Origin of the sequence: Lentibacillus sp. Marseille-P4043, assembly GCF_900258515.1 — a bacterium.
Lineage (GTDB): Bacteria > Bacillota > Bacilli > Bacillales > Amphibacillaceae > Lentibacillus_C.
This window is the reverse complement of sequence record NZ_LT984884.1, coordinates 3,045,744-3,070,864: the sequence shown is the minus strand read 5'-3', so window position 1 is coordinate 3,070,864 and position 25,121 is coordinate 3,045,744. Positions and strand designations below refer to the sequence as shown.

The 25,121-nt window shown below is 38.1% G+C and carries 27 protein-coding genes; 26 read left to right on the top strand and 1 reads right to left on the bottom strand.

The window, feature by feature from the left end:
• Positions 1-2: 2 nt before the first annotated feature.
• The 5 genes from plsX (at position 3) to rnc (ending at position 3,734) form a co-directional block, all read left to right on the top strand.
• Positions 3-1,010, top strand: a complete 1,008-nt coding sequence (gene plsX, locus C8270_RS15255; protein WP_106497658.1) for a phosphate acyltransferase PlsX — start codon at positions 3-5, stop codon at positions 1,008-1,010.
• Complete coding sequence (gene fabD / locus C8270_RS15250; RefSeq protein ID WP_106497657.1) at positions 1,007-1,948, top strand: ACP S-malonyltransferase; 942 nt, start codon at positions 1,007-1,009, stop codon at positions 1,946-1,948. Before plsX ends, fabD begins: the two co-directional genes overlap by 4 nt.
• Positions 1,949-2,689 (top strand): 3-oxoacyl-[acyl-carrier-protein] reductase, encoded by a 741-nt coding sequence (fabG, locus tag C8270_RS15245; protein ID WP_106497656.1) that lies wholly within the window; start codon positions 1,949-1,951, stop codon positions 2,687-2,689.
• 39 nt (positions 2,690-2,728) lie between these two features.
• The gene (locus C8270_RS15240) at positions 2,729-2,965 is read left to right on the top strand and encodes an acyl carrier protein (protein WP_106497655.1); all 237 of its coding nucleotides are present in this window, start codon (positions 2,729-2,731) and stop codon (positions 2,963-2,965) included.
• A gap of 85 nt (positions 2,966-3,050) precedes the next feature.
• Positions 3,051-3,734 carry a ribonuclease III gene (rnc, locus tag C8270_RS15235; protein ID WP_106497654.1) on the top strand — a complete coding sequence of 228 codons (684 nt, stop codon included), beginning with the start codon at positions 3,051-3,053 and terminating at the stop codon, positions 3,732-3,734.
• Positions 3,735-3,804: 70 nt separating this feature from the next.
• Here rnc and C8270_RS15230 read toward each other — a convergent pair whose 3' ends face one another.
• The gene (locus C8270_RS15230; protein WP_106497653.1) at positions 3,805-4,029 is read right to left on the bottom strand and encodes a DUF1128 domain-containing protein; all 225 of its coding nucleotides are present in this window, start codon (positions 4,027-4,029) and stop codon (positions 3,805-3,807) included.
• A gap of 158 nt (positions 4,030-4,187) precedes the next feature.
• Here C8270_RS15230 and smc point away from each other — a divergent pair, with 158 nt between their 5' ends.
• The 21 genes from smc (at position 4,188) to xerC (ending at position 25,113) form a co-directional block, all read left to right on the top strand.
• A complete protein-coding gene (smc, locus tag C8270_RS15225) occupies positions 4,188-7,754 on the top strand; it encodes a chromosome segregation protein SMC (protein WP_106497652.1) in 3,567 nt (1,188 codons plus the stop codon).
• A gap of 15 nt (positions 7,755-7,769) precedes the next feature.
• Positions 7,770-8,768: a signal recognition particle-docking protein FtsY gene (gene ftsY, locus C8270_RS15220; protein WP_106497651.1), complete on the top strand. Its 999-nt coding sequence runs from the start codon at positions 7,770-7,772 to the stop codon at positions 8,766-8,768.
• Between the two features lie 49 nt (positions 8,769-8,817).
• Positions 8,818-9,147 carry a putative DNA-binding protein gene (locus C8270_RS15215; RefSeq protein ID WP_106497650.1) on the top strand — a complete coding sequence of 110 codons (330 nt, stop codon included), beginning with the start codon at positions 8,818-8,820 and terminating at the stop codon, positions 9,145-9,147.
• 13 nt (positions 9,148-9,160) lie between these two features.
• Positions 9,161-10,504 carry a signal recognition particle protein gene (gene ffh / locus C8270_RS15210; protein ID WP_106497649.1) on the top strand — a complete coding sequence of 448 codons (1,344 nt, stop codon included), beginning with the start codon at positions 9,161-9,163 and terminating at the stop codon, positions 10,502-10,504.
• Between the two features lie 189 nt (positions 10,505-10,693).
• Entirely contained in the window at positions 10,694-10,963 is a 270-nt protein-coding gene (gene rpsP, locus C8270_RS15205; protein ID WP_106497648.1) for a 30S ribosomal protein S16, read from the top strand.
• Positions 10,964-10,980: 17 nt separating this feature from the next.
• On the top strand, positions 10,981-11,208 hold the full coding sequence (locus C8270_RS15200) for a KH domain-containing protein (protein ID WP_106497647.1): 228 nt from the start codon (positions 10,981-10,983) through the stop codon (positions 11,206-11,208).
• Positions 11,209-11,499: 291 nt separating this feature from the next.
• On the top strand, positions 11,500-11,889 hold the full coding sequence (locus C8270_RS15195) for a YlqD family protein (protein WP_106497646.1): 390 nt from the start codon (positions 11,500-11,502) through the stop codon (positions 11,887-11,889).
• An 11-nt stretch (positions 11,890-11,900) separates the two neighbouring features.
• Positions 11,901-12,419: a ribosome maturation factor RimM gene (gene rimM / locus C8270_RS15190; RefSeq protein ID WP_106497645.1), complete on the top strand. Its 519-nt coding sequence runs from the start codon at positions 11,901-11,903 to the stop codon at positions 12,417-12,419.
• Positions 12,419-13,168 carry a tRNA (guanosine(37)-N1)-methyltransferase TrmD gene (gene trmD / locus C8270_RS15185; protein WP_106497644.1) on the top strand — a complete coding sequence of 250 codons (750 nt, stop codon included), beginning with the start codon at positions 12,419-12,421 and terminating at the stop codon, positions 13,166-13,168. Before rimM ends, trmD begins: the two co-directional genes overlap by 1 nt.
• Before the next feature lie 119 nt (positions 13,169-13,287).
• Positions 13,288-13,632, top strand: a complete 345-nt coding sequence (gene rplS / locus C8270_RS15180) for a 50S ribosomal protein L19 (RefSeq protein ID WP_106497643.1) — start codon at positions 13,288-13,290, stop codon at positions 13,630-13,632.
• Positions 13,633-13,748: 116 nt separating this feature from the next.
• The gene (gene lepB / locus C8270_RS15175) at positions 13,749-14,312 is read left to right on the top strand and encodes a signal peptidase I (protein WP_106497642.1); all 564 of its coding nucleotides are present in this window, start codon (positions 13,749-13,751) and stop codon (positions 14,310-14,312) included.
• Positions 14,313-14,325: 13 nt separating this feature from the next.
• Complete coding sequence (gene ylqF, locus C8270_RS15170) at positions 14,326-15,174, top strand: ribosome biogenesis GTPase YlqF (RefSeq protein ID WP_106497641.1); 849 nt, start codon at positions 14,326-14,328, stop codon at positions 15,172-15,174.
• 83 nt (positions 15,175-15,257) lie between these two features.
• Entirely contained in the window at positions 15,258-16,028 is a 771-nt protein-coding gene (locus C8270_RS15165; RefSeq protein WP_106497640.1) for a ribonuclease HII, read from the top strand.
• Positions 16,029-16,058: 30 nt separating this feature from the next.
• Positions 16,059-17,819 (top strand): hypothetical protein, encoded by a 1,761-nt coding sequence (locus C8270_RS15160; RefSeq protein ID WP_106497639.1) that lies wholly within the window; start codon positions 16,059-16,061, stop codon positions 17,817-17,819.
• Positions 17,816-18,097 (top strand): EscU/YscU/HrcU family type III secretion system export apparatus switch protein, encoded by a 282-nt coding sequence (locus tag C8270_RS15155; protein WP_106497638.1) that lies wholly within the window; start codon positions 17,816-17,818, stop codon positions 18,095-18,097. The genes C8270_RS15160 and C8270_RS15155 overlap by 4 nt, the downstream gene beginning before the upstream one ends.
• Before the next feature lie 96 nt (positions 18,098-18,193).
• Positions 18,194-19,354 (top strand): ADP-forming succinate--CoA ligase subunit beta, encoded by a 1,161-nt coding sequence (sucC, locus tag C8270_RS15150; RefSeq protein WP_106497637.1) that lies wholly within the window; start codon positions 18,194-18,196, stop codon positions 19,352-19,354.
• Positions 19,355-19,414: 60 nt separating this feature from the next.
• Entirely contained in the window at positions 19,415-20,317 is a 903-nt protein-coding gene (gene sucD / locus C8270_RS15145; RefSeq protein ID WP_106497636.1) for a succinate--CoA ligase subunit alpha, read from the top strand.
• A gap of 68 nt (positions 20,318-20,385) precedes the next feature.
• On the top strand, positions 20,386-21,291 hold the full coding sequence (dprA, locus tag C8270_RS15140; RefSeq protein WP_325034785.1) for a DNA-processing protein DprA: 906 nt from the start codon (positions 20,386-20,388) through the stop codon (positions 21,289-21,291).
• Between the two features lie 124 nt (positions 21,292-21,415).
• Positions 21,416-23,494: a type I DNA topoisomerase gene (gene topA / locus C8270_RS15135; RefSeq protein WP_106497635.1), complete on the top strand. Its 2,079-nt coding sequence runs from the start codon at positions 21,416-21,418 to the stop codon at positions 23,492-23,494.
• Between the two features lie 126 nt (positions 23,495-23,620).
• Positions 23,621-23,935: a hypothetical protein gene (locus C8270_RS15130; protein ID WP_234028578.1), complete on the top strand. Its 315-nt coding sequence runs from the start codon at positions 23,621-23,623 to the stop codon at positions 23,933-23,935.
• 263 nt (positions 23,936-24,198) lie between these two features.
• A complete protein-coding gene (gene xerC / locus C8270_RS15125) occupies positions 24,199-25,113 on the top strand; it encodes a tyrosine recombinase XerC (protein WP_234028577.1) in 915 nt (304 codons plus the stop codon).
• Positions 25,114-25,121: the final 8 nt, after the last annotated feature.

Below are 25,121 nucleotides of genomic sequence, written 5' to 3'. Positions count from 1 at the left end.
AAATGAGAATAGTAATTGATGCCATGGGAGGCGACAATGCACCAAAAGAGATTGTTCTCGGTGCGATGGATGCCGTAGCTCAAATTAATAATTTACACATCACGCTAATTGGTGATGAAAAAAAAATCAAACCAATTTTAACGGATGATACGAACATTAACGTGATTCACACAGATGAAGTTATTACAGGAGATGATGAACCTGTTCGAGCAGTACGTCGCAAGAAAAATGCATCACTCGTGTTGATGGCTAAGGAAGTTAAAGAAAATCATGCAGATGCATGTATTTCAGCAGGAAACACTGGTGCATTGATGAGTGCAGGTTTGTTTGTTGTTGGAAGAATACCTGGAATTGATCGTCCGGCATTAAGTCCGACACTACCAACAATTGATGGAAAAGGATTTTTATTATTGGATGTTGGAGCAAATGTTGATGCAAAAGCACATCATCTTGTACAATATGCAATAATGGGAGCCATTTACACAGAAAAAGTCCGATCGATTAAAAACCCTACAGTCGGGCTATTAAATGTTGGTACGGAAGATGGGAAAGGGAACGATCTTACGAAAAAGGCTTTCACACTATTAAAAGATGCCCCTGTTCATTTTGTTGGTAATGTGGAAGCGAGAGATTTATTGGATGGGGCTGCGGATGTTGTTGTCACAGATGGTTTTAGTGGAAATATTGCATTAAAAACGATTGAAGGTACGGCATTAACGATGTTTTCGATGCTAAAGCAAACATTTATGTCATCGATGAAAACAAAAATCGCCGCAGGATTAGTAAAAAATGACCTGAAAGGATTGCAGGACAAACTCGATTATTCTGAGTATGGTGGTGCAGGTCTATTTGGGTTAGCAGCGCCAGTTATTAAAGCACATGGTTCATCAAACCGTCGAGCAATTTTTAATGCAATCAAACAAGCTTGTCATATGATTGAACACAATGTAACAGATACGATTCAGTCAACGATCATTCAGGCAGAAACGGAGAAGGGGGAAACCGAATGAAACGCGTAGCATTAATGTTTCCAGGACAAGGATCACAAGCAATTGGTATGGGGAAAGTGTTTTACGAAAACTACCCAGAAATAAAGGAGTTATTTCAAGAAGCTGATCGAACACTTGATTTTTCACTATCTACTCTAATGTTTGAAGGCCCAAATGAAACATTAACATTAACCGAAAACGCCCAGCCGGCATTATTGCTTTCCAGTATTGCCGTACATACATTACTAATTAAAGAGGAGATTCAACCTGTCATGGCAGTAGGGCACAGTCTAGGTGAATACAGTGCCCTAGTTGCTGCGGGTGCATTATCATTAGAAGATGCGTTACCATTGGTTGCTGCACGAGGTAGGTTAATGGAAGAGGCTTATCCTGCTGGTAAGGGAGCGATGGCAGCTGTGTTAGGAATGAAGCAGGAGGAAATTGAAGCTGCAATCGAAGGAATGGATTCAGATGAAATTGTTGACATTGCTAACCTAAATTGTCCGGGACAAATTGTAATCTCTGGTACAAAAGCGGGAATCGAACAAGCATCAACGGTGTTAAAAGAAAAGGGAGCTAAACGTGTACTTCCATTAAATGTAAGTGGTCCATTCCATTCTCGTTTAATGAAACCAGCAAATGAGGCGTTTGCTAAAAAGCTGGATGAAGTGGCGATAACAGAAGCAAGTATACCTGTATATGCCAACGTAACAGCAGCACCTGTAACAGATGATAGTGAAATTAAGGAATTATTATTAAAACAACTCTATTCGCCAGTGCGTTTTGAAGAATCAATTCGCAATATGATCGAAGAAGGCGTTGACGCTTTTGTAGAAGTTGGTAATGGGAAAGTATTAAGTGGATTGGTGAAAAAAATTAGTCGCAGAACACCAACGTTTGCTATTCAGGATCAGGAATCAATGGATGCGTTTATTTCGTGGTACAGGGAGGAATCCTAGATGTTACAAGAGAAAAATGCTTTGGTTACTGGAGCATCACGTGGTATCGGTAGAGCAATAGCGTTAGAGTTGGCAAAACAGGGTGCTAATGTAGTAATAAATTACGCGGGCAGTGAAGCAAAGGCTCAAGCTGTTGTCGAAGAAATTGAAAAAACAGGTGTGAAGTCATTTAAAGTTCAAGCCGATGTCGCCAATGAAGCGGATGTAAAAGATATGGTCAAACAGGTCATCGGTGAATTTGGCAGTCTGGATATTTTAGTAAATAATGCTGGGATTACACGAGATAACCTGCTAATGCGTATGAAAGAGGAAGAGTTTGATCAAGTTATTAACACGAATTTAAAAGGTGTATTTGTTTGTACAAAAGCTGTAACAAGACAAATGATGAAACAACGCAGCGGAAAGATTGTTAATGTAGCATCAATTGTCGGTGTTAGTGGGAATCCAGGACAAGCTAATTATGTTGCTGCAAAAGCAGGCGTAATCGGACTAACAAAATCAACCGCAAAAGAATTGGCAACAAGGAATATTTTTGTCAATGCCGTTGCACCTGGATTTATTTCAACAGACATGACCGATGCGTTAACAGAAGAGCAACGTAAAGGGATGCTTGACATGATTCCATTGGCAAAATTAGGCGAACCGGAAGATGTAGCTAGAGTTGTCCGCTTTCTGGCCTCAGATGATGCAAATTATATCACTGGACAAACCATTCATGTAGATGGAGGAATGGTGATGTAGGCATAATTTACATATTCATTTGAAAGGAGGTGAAAGATAGTGGCAGATGTATTCGATCGTGTAAAAGATATTATTGTTGATAAACTTGATGTGGAAGAATCAAAAGTAACAATGGAAGCTTCTTTTAAAGATGACCTTGATGCAGATTCATTGGACGTAGTTGAATTAGTAATGGAATTGGAAGATGAATTTGACATGGAAATTGCTGATGAAGAAGCCGAGAAAATTAATACAGTGGGTGATGCTGTTAATTACATAAACAGTACACAATCTTAATTATTACATTTTATTTTAGTAGGAAGTCTCGCAATGTGCGGGGCTTTCCATATATTTTAATAAGGTCGAAGCAGGTGACATAAATATGGATGTTGCAAAACTGGAAAAACAACTTAATATCACATTTAACGATCATGCTTTAGTTAGGCTGGCGTTTACACATTCATCCTATGTGAATGAGCATCGAAATGAAGTATTTTCGGATAATGAACGATTGGAATATTTGGGTGACGCGGTATTAGAATTAGCCGTTTCTCAATATTTATATCGCAATAACGCAAACATGCCTGAGGGTGAAATGACCAAATTACGAGCGGCAATTGTTTGTGAACCTTCATTAAATAATTTTGCTCGAGATTTAGAATTTGGTGAGCATTTATTGTTAGGGAAAGGCGAAGAACAAACAGGCGGACGCGAGCGACCAGCAATACTTGCAGATGCATTCGAAGCATTTCTTGGTGCATTGTATCTGGATCGCGGCTTTGATATTATTTTAAAATTCATGGATAAATTTGTCTTTCCGAAAATAGATACCGGTGCTTTTTCGCATGCGATGGATTATAAAAGTCAGCTTCAAGAATTAGTTCAGCAATATCGAAATTCTACAGTAGAATATAACATTGTTGAAGAAAAGGGACCATCACATGATAAAGAATTTGTTTCAGAAGTTGTGATAAAAGGTAAGGTTTCAGGCCGCGGAATCGGTCGTACTAAAAAAGAAGCGGAACAACGAGCTGCAAAACATGCGTTGGATTCGTTTAATAAATAGGTTAAAAGGCAGTAGCGCATAGTGTTTGCTACTGCCTTTTTAGAAAATATGGAAAAAGAGCTCTATATCATTATTTTTTTCTCACCGATCGCAATTCATCAATAAAGGCTTGTGTCTCTGATGCGCTTAATTGTCCTTTTTGTTTAACCATATCGTACATAAATTTCAAATCCTCGTATTTATTCAAATCGTAATCTTCGGGATCCATGATCGATCGATTTACGACACCAAGTATGTCGGCAAATTCCTCGAGGATTACTTTTAAATTTTCTGTAGAAGGATTTTCTAACCCCATATGAACACCCCAATTTCGTAAAGTATCGTCAAAAAAAGATCAGCTACTATGTATGAAATCAGTCTTCCTCTTCTTTTGTTTCTCTCTTTATGATAAAATAAATGCGGTAAAAAGCCAAATCAAAATTGGTTGGCGATGTACGTGATAGGAGAATGAATATGTATTTAAAACGGTTGGAAAGTGTTGGATTTAAGTCATTTGCGGAACGAATCAATGTTGACTTTGTTCCTGGTGTTACGGCAGTAGTCGGCCCAAATGGAAGCGGAAAAAGTAATATAACCGATGCACTGCGTTGGGTTCTTGGAGAGCAATCGGCTAAATCGTTACGAGGCTCCAAAATGGAGGACATTATATTTCAGGGAAGTGACACGAGAAAACCGTTAAATGTCGCCGAAGTAACACTTGTTTTAGATAATACAGATCATACACTGCCACTTGATTATGAAGAAGTTAGTGTGATGAGACGTGTTTATCGTTCAGGGGATAGTGAATTTTATATTAATAAACAATCATGCCGTTTAAAAGATATAGTCGATTTATTTATGGACTCAGGGCTTGGACGAGAAGCTTTTTCTATCATCAGTCAAGGGAAAGTAGAGGAAATATTAAGCTCAAAAGCAGAAGAGCGTCGGACTATTTTTGAAGAGGCAGCAGGAGTTTTAAAATATAAACATCGAAAAAAGAAAGCAGAATATAAGCTTGCTGAAACACAGGAAAATTTAAATCGTGTGGAGGATATTATTTATGAAATTGAAACCCAAATCGATCCGCTGAAGCAGCAAGCGGAAACGGCACAAACATACCTTAAGCAAAAGGATCAATTAAAAGAACAGGAAATTTCGTTATTAATTACGGAAATTGAACAGCTTCATGAAGAATGGCAAACATTGTTAAACGAAATAGAAAAAGAAAAACTGACAGAAATCGAGTTAAAAACAACGATTCAGCAAAAGGAAGCAAAACTGGAAAATGAACGGCAGCATATACAGACATTAGATGATCAGATCGATCAACTGCAAACAACATTACTAACAATCACACAAGAATTAGAACAATATGAAGGGAAAAAGCAAGTTTTAAATGAACGAACGAAACATTTTACCGAAAACAAAGCCGAATTAGAGTTACAGCAACAAGAAGCAGCTGACCGGATCGAAAAGTTACAGCAAGAATTAGCTGAAGAGAAGAACAAACTTGCGGAAATCACCAAAACTAGAAATGAAACGAAACAAAAGGTAGAGCAGCTTGAAGGAAGGCTAACTGCTGAAAAAGAAAATATTACTGATCGGATTGAGGACTTAAAAACAGAATACATTGAGTATCTGAACAATCAAGCAGCCAAGCGAAACGAAAAGCAATCCATTCAACAGCAGTTGCAACAAATTACAGCAAAAAAAGATAGGCAGGTAGCGAAGTTCGGTGATCTATTATCAGCCAGAGAAGAATTGGACGAGAAACAAATACAAACAAATGAAAATCTCTTACACCAGCAGCAACGTTTTCAAGAGAAAGAATCATCCATTAAACAATTAAAGGATGAATTAGATCAAAATAGAAATCAGTTTCAGGAATCACAAACAAAGCTTTATCAAGGTTACAACTATTTAGAAAAACTGAAATCAAAAAAAGAAATGCTTGAGGAAATGAAAGAAGACTTTCAAGGATTTTTTAATGGTGTAAAGGCTGTCTTGAAAGCTAGGAAAGAGCAAAAGCTTGAAGCTATCCATGGTGCAGTCATTGAATTGGTTGATGTACCAAAAAACTACATAACAGCGATTGAAACAGTCCTTGGTGGTCAAGCACAGCATATTGTCGTACAAGATGATGCAGCCGCAAGAAAGGCGATTACATGGCTAAAGCAAACAAATCAAGGACGAGCAACGTTTCTACCATTAGGGTCCATTCAGGCACGGTATATCACAAAAGATATTTTGACAAAAGTAGAAGATCATCAGGGCTTTGTAGGTATTGCTGCGAATTTAGTTTCCTGCCAGGCAAAGTATAAGAAGGCAATCGATCATTTAATGGGACATGTAATTGTGGCTAAAACATTAAAAGATGCCAATGAGATTGCGAAAGTTGCGCTGCGCAGGTTTAGGGTTGTTACGTTGGATGGTGATGTCGTCAACCCTGGTGGTTCGATGTCAGGTGGGGCGAAAAAGAAAACGAATCAATCATTGTTTACGAGAGATAAAGATTTACAAGAGATTACGAAAAAGCTGAACGAATTTCAAGCGAAAGCAACCACCTTTGAACAAGGTGTAAAAGAACAAAAACGGACCATTGAACAGCAGGAACAAGAGCTTGAACGACAGCAAAATACGTCCATTTCTGAACAACAAGCATTACAAGAGATACAAGCTGACCTAAAAGAAATTGAATTAAAACAAGCTACATTAAATGAAAATTTAACGTTGTATGACCGAGATAAACAACAATTTGATGTCGATACAAAGGAACTGCAAACGAGAGATACGCAGTTGTCTAAAGACTTAAACGAGATTGGACAGCAACTGACAACGATACAGAAACAAATAGATGAATTAACGGTGCAAGATTTGCGTTACAAGGAAAACCAAGAGCAAATGCAAGATGATTTTCATCGATATCAAGTGATGCTTGCTGAACAAGAAGAACGTTTAAAAAGTCAACGTGAAAAGACGAACACGCTCACGTCTCAGTTGAATGATTTAAGCGAACAAAACAGCTCATATATGAAAAAACTGGAAGAAATAAACGATCTTGAACAAAATGAGGTTACTGAAGAAGAACTTACAGAACATATTCAGATGAAACAAAAGAAAAAAGATGAAGTTACGGGTGAAATCCAACAAAAGCGTGCAGATCGTTCCGAACGGACACAGCTTAATCAAGATCAAGAACGGGAAATAAAAGAAGAAAATAAGCAGCATCAGGCATTGGTAGAAGTAATTCAAACGAAGGAAGTAAAAGCTAATCGGCTTGATGTCGACTTAGAAAATCGCTTGTCGCGTCTACAAGAAGAGTACACACTAACATTTGAACGTGCGAAACAGACTTATGCAAAAACAGAAGATACAGAAATGGCAAAACGAAATGTAGAGCAGATAAAACAGGCAATTGAGCGATTGGGGAGCGTAAATCTTGGCGCAATCGATGAATATGAACGCATTTCTGAGCGATATACTTTCTTGTCCGATCAGCAAAATGATTTAGTGGAGGCAAAACAAACGTTATACACTGCTATTGCTGAAATGGATGAAGAAATGGAAAATCGTTTTGAAACAACTTTTTCACAAATTAAAGCAGAATTTACTGTCGTGTTTAAGGAGTTGTTTGGCGGTGGACGTGCAGAATTAAAATTAACTGATCCGAAAAACCTCCTTGAAACCGGCATTGATATTGTCGCTGAGCCGCCAGGAAAAAAATTGCAGCACTTAGGTTTGTTATCAGGCGGGGAACGAGCACTGACGGCAATTGCGTTGTTGTTTGCGATATTACGGGTTCGGCCTGTTCCGTTCTGTGTGTTAGATGAAGTAGAGGCTGCACTTGATGAAGCAAATGTTGCACGGTTTGCCAAATATATAAAAATGTATAGTGAACAGACGCAATTTATTGTGATTACACACCGTAAAGGTACAATGGAAGAAGCAGATGTTTTGTACGGTGTAACAATGCAAGAATCTGGTGTATCACGGCTCGTTTCTGTTCGTTTAGAAGATACAAAAGAATTGGTGAAATCATAAGGAGGTTGTTAATGTATGGGTTTTATGGATAAATTGAAAAATAAATTTAAACAAACTGATAACGAAGAAGAAGTGACGACGAAATATAAAGAAGGAATGAAAAAAACACGGAATTCTTTTTCGGGAAAAATAAATGATCTAATTGCTCGATATCGTAAAGTGGACGAAGATTTTTTTGAAGAGCTGGAAGAAGTACTTATTTCCGCTGATGTCGGCGTGATGACGGTTATGGATTTAATCGATGAATTAAAAATGGAAGTAAAACGCCAAAACATTAAAGATACAAAGGAAGTAAAAGAAGTAATTTCCGAAAAGTTGGTTGCAATTTATTATGGTGATGATGAAGAAGAAATAGAAGAATTAAATGTGCAGGAGAATGATTTAACTGTCATTCTTGTCGTAGGTGTGAATGGGGTTGGTAAAACAACATCGATCGGCAAATTGGCTCATAAGTTTAAGCAAGAAGGAAAAAAGGTAGTATTAGCGGCTGGAGATACTTTTCGCGCTGGTGCCATTGAACAGCTTGAAGCATGGGGTGAACGTGCAGAAGTAGATGTTATCAAACAAAATGCTGGTAGTGACCCTGCAGCTGTTATTTTCGATGGAATTAAAGCGGCAAAATCCCGTGGTGCAGATGTATTATTATGTGATACTGCTGGTAGATTGCAAAACAAGGTCAACTTAATGAATGAGTTAGCTAAAGTAAAACGAGTTATCGAAAAGGAAATACCTGGTGCACCACATGAAGTATTACTCGTATTAGACGCGACAACGGGACAAAATGCAATGAGTCAAGCAAAAACATTTTCGGAAGCCACGGATGTTTCAGGTATCGTCTTGACGAAGCTTGATGGGACTGCTAAAGGTGGGATTGTCCTTGCGATTCGTAATGAATTGCATATTCCGGTGAAATTTGTTGGACTAGGTGAACAGGTGAATGACCTTCAAGCGTTTAATGCAAATGCATTTGTATACGGCTTGTTTGCGGATTTACTTGAAGAGGACAGCGAATAATGGTAGTATAATTTTGTAAAGGGCTTTCACTTAACAAGGGGTGAGGAGATTGCTAGAAAAGACGACACGAGTCAATTATTTATTTGATTTTTATCAAGCATTATTAACCCCTAAGCAGCGAAGTTATATGGAAATGTACTACTTAGAGGATTATTCATTAGGTGAAATATCGGAACTGTCGCAGGTTTCAAGACAAGCTATATATGATAACATTAAACGTACAGAGATGATGCTTGAATCCTATGAGGAAAAATTGCATTTATACGATAAATTTCAACAACGTGCAGAATTGCTGGATAAACTGGAACAAACGGCAGCTGCAGGGGATACAAGTAACGCTATTATTGCGATGATTAACCAATTAAAAGAATTAGATTAGGGGGACACCTTCTATGGCATTTGAAGGACTGGCCGACCGCCTGCAAAGTACCATAAAAAAAATAACCGGTAAAGGTAAAGTCAGTGAGCAAGACGTTAAAGAAATGACACGCGAAGTCCGCCTGGCTTTACTTGAAGCCGATGTGAATTTTAAAGTTGTCAAAGATTTAATAAAACGAATAAAAGAACGTGCTGTTGGACAAGAAGTGATGGAGAGCCTCACACCTGGCCAGCAAGTTATAAAAGTTGTTAAGGAAGAACTAACTGAGTTAATGGGTGGCGAACAAAGTAAAATTGCGGTTGCTGATAAATCGCCAACCGTTATTATGATGGTTGGTCTGCAAGGTGCAGGTAAAACAACCACGACAGGAAAGCTTGCCAATTTACTGCGAAAAAAACATAACCGTTCACCATTACTTGTTGCATGCGATATCTATCGTCCAGCGGCAATCAAGCAGTTGGAAACATTGGGAACGCAATTAAATATGCCAGTGTTTTCCATGGGAACAGAGGCAAATCCGGTTGATATTGCAACAAAAGCAATTGAACAAGCAAAAGAAGAACATCATGATTATGTCATCATTGATACTGCGGGACGATTACATGTCGATAATGAATTAATGGATGAATTGCAACAAATTAAATCAACTGTCAAACCGGATGAAATTTTCTTAGTTGTTGATTCAATGACAGGTCAGGATGCCGTTAATGTTGCGGAAAGTTTTAATGACCAGCTGGATGTATCTGGCGTTGTCTTAACAAAACTTGATGGGGACACTCGTGGTGGTGCTGCACTTTCCATTAAGGCTGTCACAGATAAGCCAATTAAATTTGCTGGTATGGGTGAAAAACTTGACGAATTAGAAGCATTCCATCCAGAACGTATGGCCTCAAGAATCCTTGGTATGGGTGATGTGCTAACACTAATTGAAAAAGCACAAACAAATGTTGATGAGAAGCAGGCAAAAGAATTAGAAGAAAAAATGCGGACCGCGTCATTCACCTTTGATGACTTCTTAGAGCAAATGGGTCAAGTGAAGAAAATGGGGCCGTTAGAAGATTTGCTTTCGATGATTCCAGGTTCAGGAAAAATGAAAGGCTTAAAAAATGCGCAAATTGATGAAAGTCAACTTACTCAAGTGGAGGCTATCATTCAATCGATGACCAAAAAAGAGCGACAAGAACCTGAAATTATGAATGCAAGTCGTAAAAAGCGTATTGCTAAGGGATCAGGGACTTCCGTATCACAAGTCAATCGACTACTCAAACAATTTGGCGAAATGAAAAAAATGATGAAACAAATGACCAACATGCAAAAGGGTAAAAAAGGTAAGGGTATGAAGTTTCCATTTATGTAGGAAAAATGATGGAAGCGGGAAAATGAAGTGTATTCGGAATGCGGCCAAGAGTTTGGTGTGTAAAAATGAAAGCAAAATGGCTCATAAAACAAACTAAAAATAAGATGTAATGGAAAAACACTTTACAGACAAACAAGTTTCTGATAGAATCTAAACTTGTGATAGATAATTAATTGGAGGTGCAAAAACATGGCTGTAAAAATTCGCTTAAAACGTATGGGATCTAAAAGAAATCCATTTTATCGTATCGTTGTAGCTGATTCACGTTCTCCTCGTGATGGACGTCAAATCGAACAAATTGGAACATATAATCCGGTAGTGAACCCGGTTGAAGTTAAAATTGATGAAGAGAAAGCACTTAGCTGGATGACGAATGGTGCAAAACCAAGTGATACAGTACGTAATCTTTTCTCAAAACAAGGCATCATGAAAAAATTCCACGACCAAAAAAATCAATAGTAAGGTAGTGAAATATCATGAAAGCCCTAATCGAATCAATTGTTACAGCGCTAGTCGATTATCCAGATGATGTCGTTGTGACAGAAACAGAAGAGGAAGCAAAGATTGTTTACCATCTAACTGTGAATCAACATGATGTTGGTAAGGTTATTGGCAAAAATGGTCGTATCGCTAAAGCAATCCGTACCGTTGTCTATGCAGCACGTACGGATGCTAACAAACGAATTTATTTAGATATTATGTAAGGTTGTTTTCTAAAAGACTGTTGTTTTGAAGAATTATTTAAACATATGTTTCCTATCGAGCAGCCCGTATACACGTAGACTCCTGGGGGAAGAGAGGCATAGGTGAGACCCCGCAGTGCGTTAGCACAAGGAGGCTCTCCAGCCGCCCCCGGAAAGCGAAGTGTATACGGGCTGCGGGGTTAGAAGCAACAATCTATGTGAAAATAGCTTTACGTAAAAAGGGAGAGGCGGATACCTTTCCCTTTTTACACATGACTGTTTTAAATCGTTTTAGGAGAGCGAGGAACAGGTATGAAAATAATCAAAAAGGTATTAATCAAACAAATTGTAACAGAAAAAAGCAAGGCAAAGTTACAAACAAATTTTGACCAACATAAAATGCGGCTTGAACAAGAGTGTCAACAACTACTGTTTGAACAACGTAAACTGCAAAATAAGACAGGTATCTCCAAACAAGAAGTTACCAGCCGTTTTCAACAGGAAATCAAAAATCGTAAAGAAAAAATGAAATTGCTCGATTTTAAGATTGAGCAGTTGGACATGTTAGAAATAGGTAGTGAAATTGTGGAAAGTGAAGTTGAAGCTCTTGTTGAAGTAGATGTAGGTACGCATTGGAATGAAATAATGGATGATCGGGCAATTGTCATTAAAGATGATGTTGTCATTCGGATTGATGAATAGTAGGTGGATTTATGAACGAAGTAGAATTTTTTAATGTTGGTAAAATCGTCAACACGCACGGGATTCGCGGAGAAGTAAAAGTAGTCCGTATTAGTGATTTTGCGGAACGCTTTGCTATTGGTGAAACGTTATATGTGGTCATGGAGAAAAAGGATCCTCTTCCAGTAGTAATTGATGGGCACCGAACACATAAAGGTTTTGATCTTATCCATTTCAAAGGCCTTGACAGCATTAATGATGTCGAATATTTAAAAGGTGCACAATTGAAAATCACGGAAGCTCAACTAACAGATTTGGATGAAAATGAGTATTATTACCACGAAATCATTGGATGTGATGTCCAGACAATTGATGGAGAGATGCTAGGAACCATTAAAGAAATTTTAGCACCGGGAGCGAATGATGTGTGGGTGGTAAAACAGCCCCAGGGTAAAGATTTATTAATACCATATATTGAGGATATCGTGAAGCAAATTGATGTTGAGGCAAAAAAAGTGGTTATCGAGCCAATGGAAGGACTGCTTGACTAATGCATATCGATGTTTTAACACTCTTTCCAGAAATGATCGCAGGGGTTTTTAATTCTTCTATTCTGCAAAAAGCTCAAGATAAAAATAAATTCAGTTTCGATCTGATTAACTTCCGTGATTACACGGAGAATAAACACAAAAAAGTAGATGACTATCCATATGGTGGAGGGGCTGGTATGGTTTTAACCCCACAGCCTGTATTTGATGCTGTTGATACGATAACGAAGAAAAAAACGACAAATCCTAGGATAATTCTAATGTGTCCTCAAGGTGAACCGTACAACCAAAAAAAAGCTGAAGAATTGGCAACGGAGGATCATCTTATTTTTATTTGCGGCCATTATGAAGGCTATGATGAACGGATCAGGGAACATCTTGTAACAGATGAAATTTCGATTGGCGATTACGTCCTGACCGGTGGTGAGCTTGGGGCAATGGTTGTGATTGATAGTGTTGTTAGGTTGCTACCGGACGTACTTGGTAACAAGGAGTCTGCTCCAGAGGACTCCTTCTCGACCGGATTGTTGGAACATCCACACTATACCCGTCCAGCAGATTTCCGCGGCATGAAAGTCCCTGATGTATTGCTATCAGGTGACCACGGTAAAATTGAACAATGGCGCAGGAAGGAATCACTGAAACGGACATATGAACGACGGAGAGATTTGATCGAGCGGGAAGATTTATCGGAAGAAGATAAATCTATCGTAAATGAAATTATAAATAATGATGTTGCTAAAAACAGTTGAACTCATGTTTTTGTTATGGTATATTAATTGTTGTGCTTAAGTGTCGGCTTAAGCATTAAAACGATGTTCCGCTGTCCCCTAGTGAGATATGAGCATTAGTTTGGAAGGAGTGAAGTAGGATGCAAAAATTAATCGAAGACATCACAAAAGATCAGCTTCGCACAGATCATCCTGATTTTCGTGCGGGTGACACTCTGAAAGTTCATGTTAAAGTTGTTGAAGGAACTCGTGAACGTATTCAGGTGTTTGAAGGCGTTGTTATCAAGCGTCAAAATGGTGGAATTAGCGAAACATTTACGGTAAGAAAACTTTCTTATGGTGTAGGTGTTGAACGTACTTTCCCATTACACTCACCAAGAGTTGCGAAAATTGAAGTTTCCCGTCGTGGTATTGTACGTCGTGCTAAACTATACTATCTTCGTAATCTACGTGGTAAAGCTGCACGTATTAAAGAACGTCGGTAATCATAATTCTGTAGGAAAGGAGCTTGGCCTTGTGTGCAAGCTCTTTTTTACTTTAGAATAGCGAAACATTTGTAGCAAAACATAATGTATATATTGTAACTGCTGGAGGTTAGATGATGACCAAGCAAGAGAAAAGTGAGTGGTTCGGTTGGGTCAAGGCATTACTTTTTGCATTTGGACTAGTCTTTGTTGTAAGAATGTTCTTTTTTGCACCAATTGTTGTTGATGGTCCATCCATGCAACCCACATTACACAATCGGGACCAAATGATTGTTAATAAGTTTGTTTACCATCTCCATGAACCGGAACGATTCGATATCGTCGTGTTTCATGCAACTGAAAAAAAGGATTTTATTAAACGGGTAATTGGATTACCGGGTGAACATGTAGCTGTTGAAGACGAAACATTATATATTGATGGCAAGAAAGTTGCAGAGCCGTTTTTAAAAGAACAGAAGGAAGACTTGCAACCTGGTGAAGTTTTGACTGGCGATTTTCGTTTAGAGGATCTTCCTGGTGGGTATGAGACAATTCCAGATGATTATGTATTAGTGCTTGGTGATAACCGCAGTAATTCAACGGATAGCCGGATGTTAGGTCTGATTTCTATGGATCAAATCGTTGGAAAGACAAGCCTCATTTACTGGCCGTTTGATCATTTTCAGATAGTAAAAGAATAGGGTGAAATTAGTTATGCCAATACAATGGTTTCCAGGCCACATGGCGAAAGCGCGCCGAGAAGTGGAAGAGAAATTGAAACTTGTTGATTTTGTTATGGAATTAGTCGATGCACGTGCACCATTATCATCGCAAAATCCCATGCTTCAGCAGGTTCTGCAAAGTAAGCCTAAAATGATCGTTTTAATGAAAAAAGATTTAGCAGATCAACGCGAAACAGCTAAATGGATTCAATATTTCAATCAAAAAGGCAGTACAGCAGTTGCGATTAATGTAAATGACAAGTCAGATATTCAAAAGGTCATTCAAATTGCCAAAGAACTTGGGGAAAAGAAAATGGAAAAATTAAAGCAAAAAGGCATCCAACCTCGTCCTGCCAGAGCAATGATTGTTGGGATCCCTAACGTCGGGAAATCAACCTTGATTAATCGAATTGCGAATAAAAAAATTGCCAAGATAGGTGATCGGCCTGGTGTAACGAAACAACAATTATGGATTAAAGTGAAAAAAGACTTTGAATTACTTGATACACCGGGGATATTATGGCCTAAGTTTGAAGAGGAACTAGTTGGCTATCGTTTGGCAGCATTAGGAACAATAAAAGATCAATTACTTTCCTTGCAAGATATAACAGCCTTTGTGATCAACTATATGCAGGAACATTATCCAGAATTAATTGAAGATAGATATCCGATTGATCGTGATATGGATGACATGTGGGATGTTTTTGTTGCAATTGGAAAACAGCGCGGTTGCCTAGAAAGTGGAGGTAACGTTAATTTTGATAAAGTAGCCGATATTGTCATTCGCGATCTTCGCACAGGGAAACTAGGAAAGATCACATTAGAATCGGCTGTGGATTAGTTGGCATACATCTTCGGGTGCGTGTCAACTTTTTTCTTTCATAAACAAGTAGATAAACCGATATAAACAGTAGAGGTGTACATATGGATAAAAAGTCAATTGCTGTTTTAAAGCAATTATTTGAAACAAATGAAGTGAATAACAATGTAATAGCTGAATTAAGAAAAGATGAACGTAAAGGAGTTCAGAAATTACTCCAACGCTACGATCGTGAAAAGCATAAAGAACAAGTATTGAAACAAAAGTTCGCAGAGATGTGTCATTTTGAACAAATAAATTATGATAAAGGTTGCCGGTATATTGCAGGAATGGATGAAGCTGGCAGAGGTCCACTTGCTGGTCCGGTAGTAGCCGCAGCAGTTGTTTTACCAAGGGATTTTACGTTACTTGGTTTAAACGATTCCAAGCAATTAAATGAAGCAACACGTAATCGTTTTTTTGAAATTATAAAAAGACAAGCGGTAAGTTATGGAATCTCTATCGTCAGTAATCAAAAGATTGATCAAGTTAATATATATGAAGCAACGAAACTTGCAATGTATGATGCCATAAACCAACTTGATCCAAAACCGGATCATGTTTTAATTGATGCGGTTAACCTTGATAATCTTCCTTGTACATCTGAAGCAATTGTAAAGGGAGATCAAAAAAGTATTAGCGTTGCAGCTGCCAGTATTTTGGCAAAGGTTTCACGGGATCAGTTAATGAAAAAAATACATACAGAATTTCCAATGTATGATTTTGCGTCAAATATGGGGTACGGCACAAAGCACCATATGGACATGTTAGAACAACATGGGATTACGCAATATCATCGGAAATCATATGCACCTGTTAGAAATGTAGCTAAGTGAATCAAGTAAAATGAAATGGGGTGAATCTAATTGCGTCTTCAACAACTAACTCGTCTTGCTGGTACTAACATACAAGAATCGCAACCTGTACTACGACAAGGTCAAATTATCCAAGGTAAAATTTTACATTTATACCCAAATAACAAAGCGCAAATTCAGCTTGGTACCAAGCATTTGATCGCACAATTAGAAGCCTCATTAACAACAGGAGAATCATATCATTTTCAAGTACAGGCTACGGGTGACCTTATTCGCTTACGGGTACTTGGTGATCAGTTGAAAAACCAGATGCAGCAAAACGTTGAAAGTTTACTAAAAAAATTGGGGCTAAAGGCTACAAAACAACATGTCGCTCTTTTAAGGTTACTCATGACTGAAAAGATTCCGTTTGACAAAGAACAACTAGTAAAAGCATTTCAATTAATAGAAGCCACGAATAATAAAATCCCAGCTCGACAAATTGCTAAAGAAATGATCGCGCATAAATTGCCGCTAACAGATTCCGTTTTCCAAGCCTTATATACGAATCGTACAAGTGGATATTCTGATCAAATGAAGGCATTGTTGTTTCAGCTAAAGCAGGATACGAACCAAACGCCGTTACAACACCAGCTAATGGAACAACTATCTTCCATGACTGAGCGTCCAACTGATGGAAGGGCTGCTTTTATGAAACATATCATGAATGAGGTAGACCAAAACAGGCCGCAATTTTTTAATGTGTTAAAGCAAGCCGGAGTGGTGGACACGGAAGTTAGTTTTGCATCATGGAAAACGGAATGGAGGAAGGTTAATGAACAACCTAATCGAACTGGTAATTTAACATTTCCATTCCGAATGGATTACGAAACAAGCATAAAAAAATTAGACGCATTTAGTAAAAAAATCGGTCAGGATGTACAGCAGTTTCTAAAAAGCTGGACAAACGTAATTGGTCAGGCACAGCAAAACCATACCAACTTAACTCAGAATGAATTCGCTGTACTAAAACAGCAAATAGAGAAAACGTTGTTACCAGTACTTACGAGTAAACAAGCACAACAAATTCAAAAGCATGTACAAAATAACCCGGAATCACTTCGGCATCTTTTAACCGCTTTTGAGTCAATGAACAATGATCAAGTCAAAGCGAAAGTGGATCAATTGGTAGCGAATGCAAAACGAAATGAAGTTTTATCCTTACGAAATCCAAGAGATCAATTTTTACAACAGATTCGGCAAGTGTTGAACTTTACCGGTCTTAATTACGAAAATCAAATTCAAGATGAAAACCAATCAACGACAATAAAGTCAATGTTAATTCAACTGTTGCAACACAGTGATGGTGTGACCCATGATCGATCTCAACAGTTACTCCATTTCATCAATGGTATGCAAATTAACTCCGTTCATGATTCAGCAAATTTTATCCAGGCAAGTATCCAATTACCAGGTGAAAAATTAGCATTAAATCAGGATGTGCAACTTGATTTTACGGGAAAGAAAACAGAAAAAGGAGAAATTAGTCCGGATTATTGCCGAATCTTATTTTATTTGGATTTAACGAATTGGAAGGAAACGGTTATTGACATGAACGTACAAAAGCGATCCATAGCTATAACCATTTATAATGATCATAATCAGCTAAATGATCAAACACAAGCACTGAAACCGATATTAAAAGATTCGCTAAAGGAACTGAATTATCATTTATCGACAGTTACGTTTAAACCATTAAAAGGAATGAAATCAACAGATAGCATAACAAATAATCAATCGTTATCTACTCAAGGGGTGGATTTTCGCATATGAATACAAAACGAAAAAAGGCTACTGCATTGCGATATGACAAAACTCAAGATCATGCTCCTAGAGTTACTGCTACAGGAAAAGGTTTAACCGCGGAGAATATAATTGAAAAGGCGAAAGCGAACAATGTGCCAGTTCAAGAGGACGCCTCGTTAATCGAGTTGTTGTCTGAATTGAATATTAATGAAACAATACCAGAGGAACTGTATCAAGCAGTTGCGGAGGTTTTTGCATTTGTATATAAAGCAGATCAAAGTGCTGGCAATGCTAAGAAGGAATAATGCCTTCCGCTTTTGTGATTTTGTTCCTTATTCTTGTGAAATGTGTCGTTTTTTTATACAATGGGAATGCAGTGATTTTTGATGGGAGGATGAAGGATGAACATTCATGAGTATCAAGGCAAAGAAATTTTGCGTGGATATGGTGTAAACGTTCCAAACGGCCATGTCGCGTATACTGTAGATGAAGCTGTTGAAGCTGCAAAAAAATTAGGCACATCTGTAACAGTAGTAAAAGCACAAATTCACGCTGGTGGCCGTGGTAAAGCAGGCGGGGTTAAAGTTGCTAAAAATTTAGATGAAGTGCGTACATATGCTGAAGAAATTTTAGGTAAGACACTTGTTACGCATCAAACAGGTCCAGAAGGTAAGGAAGTTAAACGCTTGCTTATTGAAGAAGGCTGCGATATTAAGAAAGAATATTATGTAGGAGTTGTCTTAGATCGTGCTACTTCCCGTGTCGTTATGATGGCATCAGAAGAAGGCGGTACTGAAATTGAGGAAGTTGCTGCAGAAACTCCAGAAAAAATATTTAAAGAAGTAATTGATCCAGTTGTTGGCTTGTCTCCTTATCAAGCTCGCAGACTAGCATTTAACATCAACATTCCGGATGAATTGCTATCCAAAGCCGTTAAATTCATGACTGGTCTTTACCAAGTGTTTGTTGAAAAAGACTGTTCCATTGCGGAAATCAACCCACTAGTTACAACTGGTGATGGACAAGTTATGGCGCTTGATGCGAAATTAAACTTTGATGATAATGCAATTTTCCGCCAAAAAGATGTCCAAGAATTTCGTGATTTGGACGAAGAAGACGAAAAAGAGATTGAAGCATCTAAATATGACTTAAGTTATGTTGCGCTAGATGGAAACATTGGCTGTATGGTTAACGGTGCTGGACTTGCAATGTCAACAATGGACATTATCAAACATTCTGGCGGCGAACCTGCAAACTTCCTTGATGTTGGGGGCGGTGCAACTGCTGAAAAAGTTACCGAAGCATTTAAAATTATTTTGTCCGATCCACATGTAAAAGGAATTTTCGTTAATATTTTCGGTGGAATCATGAAATGTGATGTTATCGCTGAAGGTGTTGTCGAAGCTACAAAACAAGTTGGCTTAGAAATGCCATTAGTTGTGCGTTTAGAAGGTACGAATGTTGATTTAGGTAAGCAAATTTTAAACGAATCAGGCTTAAATATTACTTCTGCTGACTCAATGGCTGACGGAGCAGAAAAAATCGTTTCTATGGTTAAATAAATAAGGCTAACTAAACAAGAGATTAAACGTATGAGGATTGCGTAGAAAGGACGGACGAGAATGGGTGTATATGTAAATAAAGATACAAAAGTAATTGTCCAAGGAATCACTGGCGGAACAGCTAGATTCCATACAAAACAAATGCTTGAATATGGTACAAAAATCGTTGGTGGCGTTACACCAAAAAAAGGCGGTACAGAGGTTGAAGGCGTTCCTGTATTTAATACAGTGCAAGATGCAGTTGATGCAACAGGTGCAACTGCGTCCGTAATCTATGTGCCGGCTCCATTTGCTGCAGACGCAATTTTGGAGGCGGTAGACGCAGAACTTGACCTTGCCATTTGTATTACTGAACATATTCCGGTTATGGATATGGTTAAAGTAAAACGTTATATGGAAGGTAAGAAAACACGTCTAGTAGGACCAAACTGCCCAGGTGTTATTACTGCAGACGAATGTAAAATCGGTATTATGCCAGGATATATTCATAAAAAAGGACACATTGGCGTTGTTTCACGTTCAGGAACATTAACATATGAGGCTGTGCATCAATTAACAGAGGCAGGCTATGGCCAAACAACTGCTGTAGGTATTGGTGGAGATCCTGTTAACGGAACAAATTTCATTGATGTCTTATCAGCATTTAATGAAGATCCAGAAACAGAAGCTGTTGTTATGATTGGTGAAATTGGTGGTACTGCTGAAGAAGAAGCTGCTGCATGGGTAAAAGCAAACATGAAAAAACCTGTAGTCGGCTTTATTGGCGGCGCGACTGCACCTCCAGGAAAACGCATGGGTCACGCTGGTGCTATTATTTCTGGTGGTAAAGGTACTGCAGAAGAAAAAATCCGCGTGATGAACGAATGCGGTATTAAAGTTGCAGAAACACCTGCTGTAATGGGAGAAACGATGATTGAAGTACTAAAAGAACATAACTTAGATGAAAAATGTAAAACACATTAATTTTAGGAGGGGGTTATTGCCCCCTCTTTGTCTATAATGGAAAAATAAAGGATAGGATGTGATTGGTAGTGAATCTGAACAATTTACGAAAAAAATTAATTCACTTACATCGTTGTCGCGGGATTACTAGACGTACGATTGGAAAAATGCTTCTTTACGATTCCTCTTTGTCAAACATCTATAAGTTCTCCTCGACACAACTCAGTCAGCTTTATGGTTTACCTCAAAAGAACGCCCAACAGCTCTACACAGACCTTCATAACCAACAAGTTCATCAGTCGATTAAAAAGGATATAGATAACTATATGGTTTTAACGATAGTTGACGAGAACTATCCAACCATGTTAAAAACAATTAAAGATCCGCCATTGGTGCTTTACGCATTAGGGGATACATTTTTATTAAACCATAAACCCGCCTTAAGTGTTATTGGTACGCGGAAACCTTCACAACATGCATATAGGAAAATGGATTTTATTTTAAACCCATTAATGGAGGAAGATTGGCTTCTGGTCAGTGGAATGGCAAAGGGAATTGATAGTTATGCACACCAACTGGCATTGAGGAATAAAGGAAAGACCATTGCGGTTTTAGGTGGTGGCTTTCACCATATTTATCCGCAACAAAATACATTATTATTTCAGCAAATTGCTCAAAACGGATTAATTCTGTCCGAATACACGCCGAATACAACCCCAAAGCGATTCCATTTTCCTGAAAGAAATCGAATCATAAGTGGTCTTGGATTTGGTACACTGGTAATCGAAGCGACTGAACGCAGTGGAACATTGATTACAGTTGATCAAGCATTGGATCAGGGGAGAGAGGTATATGCTGTACCTGATTCTCCACTAATACCTCAAACGGTTGGCTGTCATCGAATGATCCAAGATGGGGCGAAACTCGTCCGGACTGCAAATGATATTGCCGAGGACTGGGAATCATTGAAAGATATTCAACTGGAAAAAATGTAAGAAAAAGTTTCGAATAAGAGAAAAATTATCTCAACATGTTTGACAAAAAGAAACTATATATTTAATATTAGTGAAGATTTCTCAGTTGAATTATGGTAACCTCATTTTGGGAGGAAAGATATAAATGTCAGATTATCTTGTAATCGTTGAGTCGCCTGCAAAGGCAAAAACGATTGAACGATATTTAGGAAAAAAATATAAAGTAGAAGCTTCCATGGGACATGTTCGGGATTTACCGAAAAGCCAGACGGGGGTCGATACAGAAAATGCATTCAAACCAAAGTATATTACCATTCGCGGTAAAGGTGATGTACTAAAGAATCTTAAATCAGCCGCAAAAAAGGCGAAGAAAGTCTATCTCGCAGCCGACCCCGACAGAGAAGGGGAGGCTATTGCATGGCATTTAGCTCATAGCTTGAAAATTGATGAGAATTCAGATTGTCGGGTTGTATTTAATGAAATTACGAAAGACGCAATTAAAGAGTCATTTAAACACCCACGTTCCATTGATACGGATTTAGTAGATGCACAACAGGCGAGAAGAATTCTTGATCGGTTAGTTGGTTATAACATTAGTCCCTTGTTATGGAAGAAAGTGAAAAAGGGTCTTAGTGCTGGCCGTGTTCAATCGGTTGCAGTGAAAATGATTATTGACCGTGAGAAGGAAATTGAAAACTTTAAACCAGAAGAATATTGGTCGATTGAAGCAAACTTTACGAAAGGTAAAGAAACTTTCGAGGGATCCTTTTATGGAATCGATAACAAAAAGCATGAATTAAAAACGGAAGATGATGTAAAAGACATCCAGAAGAAATTAAAAGGTGACACTTTTACGATTGATAAAGTAAAAAAACGTGAACGTAAGCGTAATCCAGCTTTACCATTTACAACATCATCACTGCAACAAGAAGCTGCTCGTAAGTTAAATTTCCGTGCTAAAAAGACAATGATGGTAGCGCAACAGCTCTATGAAGGTATTGATCTTGGTAAAAAAGCTGGCGGTATAACAGGTTTAATAACGTACATGCGTACAGACTCTACACGTATTTCCGAAACCGCAAAAGAAGAGGCAAAGGGCTATATTGAAGAGAAGCATGGCAAGGATTATTTAGGTCAAGCTAGAAAGACGAAACAAAAAGAAGGTGCTCAGGACGCCCATGAAGGGATTCGTCCCACTTCCGTCATGCGTGATCCAAAATCCTTAAAAGCCATTTTATCCCGGGATCAAATGCGTTTATACAAATTAATTTGGGAACGTTTCTTGGCAAGTCAGATGGCCCCAGCAGTTATGGATACGATGACTGTCCATCTGTTAAATAACGGGGTGGAATTCCGCGCAACAGGATCAAAGGTGAAATTTAAAGGATTCATGTCGGTTTATATTGAAGGAACAGACGATAAAAAAAATGAGGACGCTAAATATTTGCCAGATTTGCAGGAAGGTATGGAAGTGAAAGCAAATGAAATTGCACCGAATCAACACTTTACCCAGCCGCCACCAAGATATACAGAGGCAAGACTTGTAAGAACAATGGAAGAACAGGGACTTGGCAGACCTTCCACTTATGCACCAACACTTGATACAATCCAACGCAGGGGTTACGTTAGCGTTGATAATAAGCGATTTATTCCGACAGAACTAGGCCAAATCGTGACAGGGTTACTACAGGAGTTTTTCCCAGAGATTATCGATGTTGACTTTACAGTAAAGATGGAAGAGGACCTGGATTCAATCGAAGAAGGAAAAACGGATTGGGTTAGTATTTTAGATGAATTTTACCAAGGATTTCATAAACGGCTGGAAACTGCCGAAGAAGAAATGGAAAAAATTGAAATTAAAGATGAACCCGCTGGTATTGATTGTGAGAATTGCGGGCATGAAATGGTTTATAAAATGGGACGCTACGGTAAGTTTCTCGCATGCTCAAATTTCCCGGAATGTCGTAACACCAAACCAATTTTAAAAGAAATCGGTGTTAAATGTCCAAAATGTAAAGAGGGCAATGTAGTTGAACGTAAGTCGAAGAAAAAGCGAACATTCTATGGTTGTGACAGGTACCCTGACTGTGACTTCGTTTCTTGGGATAAACCAATTGCTAGACCGTGTCCTAAATGTGATTCACTATTGGTGGAAAAGAAAAGTAAAAAACAAACACAAATACAGTGTACAAATTGTGACTATAAAGAGAAAACGCAAGATTAAATGTGAACTGCTCGTAACTGCGGGCAGTTTTTTCTGTGACAATATTCGTAACGTGTACATGATCTCCACCTGCAAAGTTTTACTAACATGAAAAAGGGTATTATGTAAATGTGGAAGGAGGAAGACATGAAGATGGAACGAAAAACTTATTTTGTTACTGTTGATACAGAGGATATCCGTGAAGTGTCGGTTCCTGAAAGTGGAATTGAATATGAAATAAAAGCAACCCAAGAAGAAATAAAGGAAATTCAAATGCTATTTTCAAAAAAAGATAAAAACGCAAAAAATGCAGTTAAATATTTAGGAAAACCGTTTGATGAATGGGGCGCCGATGATGAACGAACAAAATACGGTAATCATTTATTTTCCATTTATCGCAAGTTGTATACATTAGGGACAGAAAAGACAAAAAAGAAGATAAATGAATTGAACTTATTTTAATGTGTTAGCTATACAATTTTTTGTCCATACTAAAATAAAAATATATTTGAATTCTTCAATTGTTGTTTGTTGACTATTTAATTTGGAAAAGCTATAATTACCTCTTGGTAAGTTTATTCACTTGACAGTGTTATGTATTAAAGTGAAGATAATCTTAGTGGTTAATATGGTCAATTCAGAATTTTATTACAATTTTGTTAAGTTTATTGCTTTCCGGATTATAATATGATATGATTTATTCGCTGTTTAGGCGAGGTGAAAATTTGAATAACTTTTCAACTAGTAGCGAGGCATTTGTAGAGTATTTGCAAATTGAAAAAAATGCCTCGCCGTATACTGTGGAGTATTATCTGAATGATCTGGAAACGTTCTTCCGCTTTTTACAACGAGAGGGGATAAATAACTTACAAGAAGTTGATACTCAAGTTGTACGTCTTTTTTTAACTACGCTTTATGATGATAACCTAAGCAGGCGGTCTGTATCCAGGAAAATTTCTAGTTTACGAAGCTTTTATAAATTTTTGGAACGTGAAGAAAAACTAACAACAAATCCTTTTCTTCATGTAACACTACCAAAAGCACAGAAGCCAATTCCAGGGTTTTTATATATGGAAGAATTAGAAAAACTATTTGAGATCAGTGATCTGACAGACCCAATAGGCCAGCGTAATCAGGCTATGTTGGAGACGTTTTATGCAACGGGAATGCGTGTAAGTGAGTGCCAAGGATTAAAAATTCAGGACATTGATTTTTCGATTGGTACCGTGTTTGTAAAAGGAAAAGGCAGGAAAGAGCGCTATATTCCTTTTGGACGATTTGCAGAAATAGCACTGGAAACTTACATAAATGAGGGGAGAAAACAACTTCTTGCTAAAGCAAAAACAACAGCAGATAATGTATTTCTTAACGCCAGAGGCACACCGATAACAACAAGAGGAATGCGGGGAGTGCTAAATAAGATGGTAGAGAAGGCAGCATTGACCGTTCATATTCACCCACATAAATTACGGCATACATTTGCAACACATTTGCTAAATGCTGGGGCGGATCTTCGTACTGTGCAGGAACTACTCGGTCATGAAAACTTATCATCTACGCAAATATATACACACGTTACCAAAGATCACTTGCGTAACGTTTATATGAACAGCCACCCTAGGGCTAATGATCAAAAATAAGGTCAAGA

What these genes read in the sequence shown, in the direction of transcription:
- lepB (WP_106497642.1), top strand. Translation starts at nt 13,749, where the DNA reads ATGACCAAGCAAGAGAAAAGTGAGTGGTTCGGTTGGGTCAAGGCATTA.
- rnc (WP_106497654.1), top strand. Translation starts at nt 3,051, where the DNA reads ATGGATGTTGCAAAACTGGAAAAACAACTTAATATCACATTTAACGAT.
- ftsY (WP_106497651.1), top strand. Translation starts at nt 7,770, where the DNA reads ATGGGTTTTATGGATAAATTGAAAAATAAATTTAAACAAACTGATAAC.
- topA (WP_106497635.1), top strand. Translation starts at nt 21,416, where the DNA reads ATGTCAGATTATCTTGTAATCGTTGAGTCGCCTGCAAAGGCAAAAACG.
- fabD (WP_106497657.1), top strand. Translation starts at nt 1,007, where the DNA reads ATGAAACGCGTAGCATTAATGTTTCCAGGACAAGGATCACAAGCAATT.
- smc (WP_106497652.1), top strand. Translation starts at nt 4,188, where the DNA reads ATGTATTTAAAACGGTTGGAAAGTGTTGGATTTAAGTCATTTGCGGAA.
- C8270_RS15130 (WP_234028578.1), top strand. Translation starts at nt 23,621, where the DNA reads ATGAAGATGGAACGAAAAACTTATTTTGTTACTGTTGATACAGAGGAT.
- fabG (WP_106497656.1), top strand. Translation starts at nt 1,949, where the DNA reads ATGTTACAAGAGAAAAATGCTTTGGTTACTGGAGCATCACGTGGTATC.
- rpsP (WP_106497648.1), top strand. Translation starts at nt 10,694, where the DNA reads ATGGCTGTAAAAATTCGCTTAAAACGTATGGGATCTAAAAGAAATCCA.
- C8270_RS15230 (WP_106497653.1), bottom strand. Translation starts at nt 4,029, where the DNA reads ATGGGGTTAGAAAATCCTTCTACAGAAAATTTAAAAGTAATCCTCGAG.
- rplS (WP_106497643.1), top strand. Translation starts at nt 13,288, where the DNA reads ATGCAAAAATTAATCGAAGACATCACAAAAGATCAGCTTCGCACAGAT.
- trmD (WP_106497644.1), top strand. Translation starts at nt 12,419, where the DNA reads ATGCATATCGATGTTTTAACACTCTTTCCAGAAATGATCGCAGGGGTT.
- rimM (WP_106497645.1), top strand. Translation starts at nt 11,901, where the DNA reads ATGAACGAAGTAGAATTTTTTAATGTTGGTAAAATCGTCAACACGCAC.
- sucC (WP_106497637.1), top strand. Translation starts at nt 18,194, where the DNA reads ATGAACATTCATGAGTATCAAGGCAAAGAAATTTTGCGTGGATATGGT.
- ffh (WP_106497649.1), top strand. Translation starts at nt 9,161, where the DNA reads ATGGCATTTGAAGGACTGGCCGACCGCCTGCAAAGTACCATAAAAAAA.
- C8270_RS15165 (WP_106497640.1), top strand. Translation starts at nt 15,258, where the DNA reads ATGGATAAAAAGTCAATTGCTGTTTTAAAGCAATTATTTGAAACAAAT.
- C8270_RS15200 (WP_106497647.1), top strand. Translation starts at nt 10,981, where the DNA reads ATGAAAGCCCTAATCGAATCAATTGTTACAGCGCTAGTCGATTATCCA.
- C8270_RS15155 (WP_106497638.1), top strand. Translation starts at nt 17,816, where the DNA reads ATGAATACAAAACGAAAAAAGGCTACTGCATTGCGATATGACAAAACT.
- C8270_RS15195 (WP_106497646.1), top strand. Translation starts at nt 11,500, where the DNA reads ATGAAAATAATCAAAAAGGTATTAATCAAACAAATTGTAACAGAAAAA.
- ylqF (WP_106497641.1), top strand. Translation starts at nt 14,326, where the DNA reads ATGCCAATACAATGGTTTCCAGGCCACATGGCGAAAGCGCGCCGAGAA.
- plsX (WP_106497658.1), top strand. Translation starts at nt 3, where the DNA reads ATGAGAATAGTAATTGATGCCATGGGAGGCGACAATGCACCAAAAGAG.
- sucD (WP_106497636.1), top strand. Translation starts at nt 19,415, where the DNA reads ATGGGTGTATATGTAAATAAAGATACAAAAGTAATTGTCCAAGGAATC.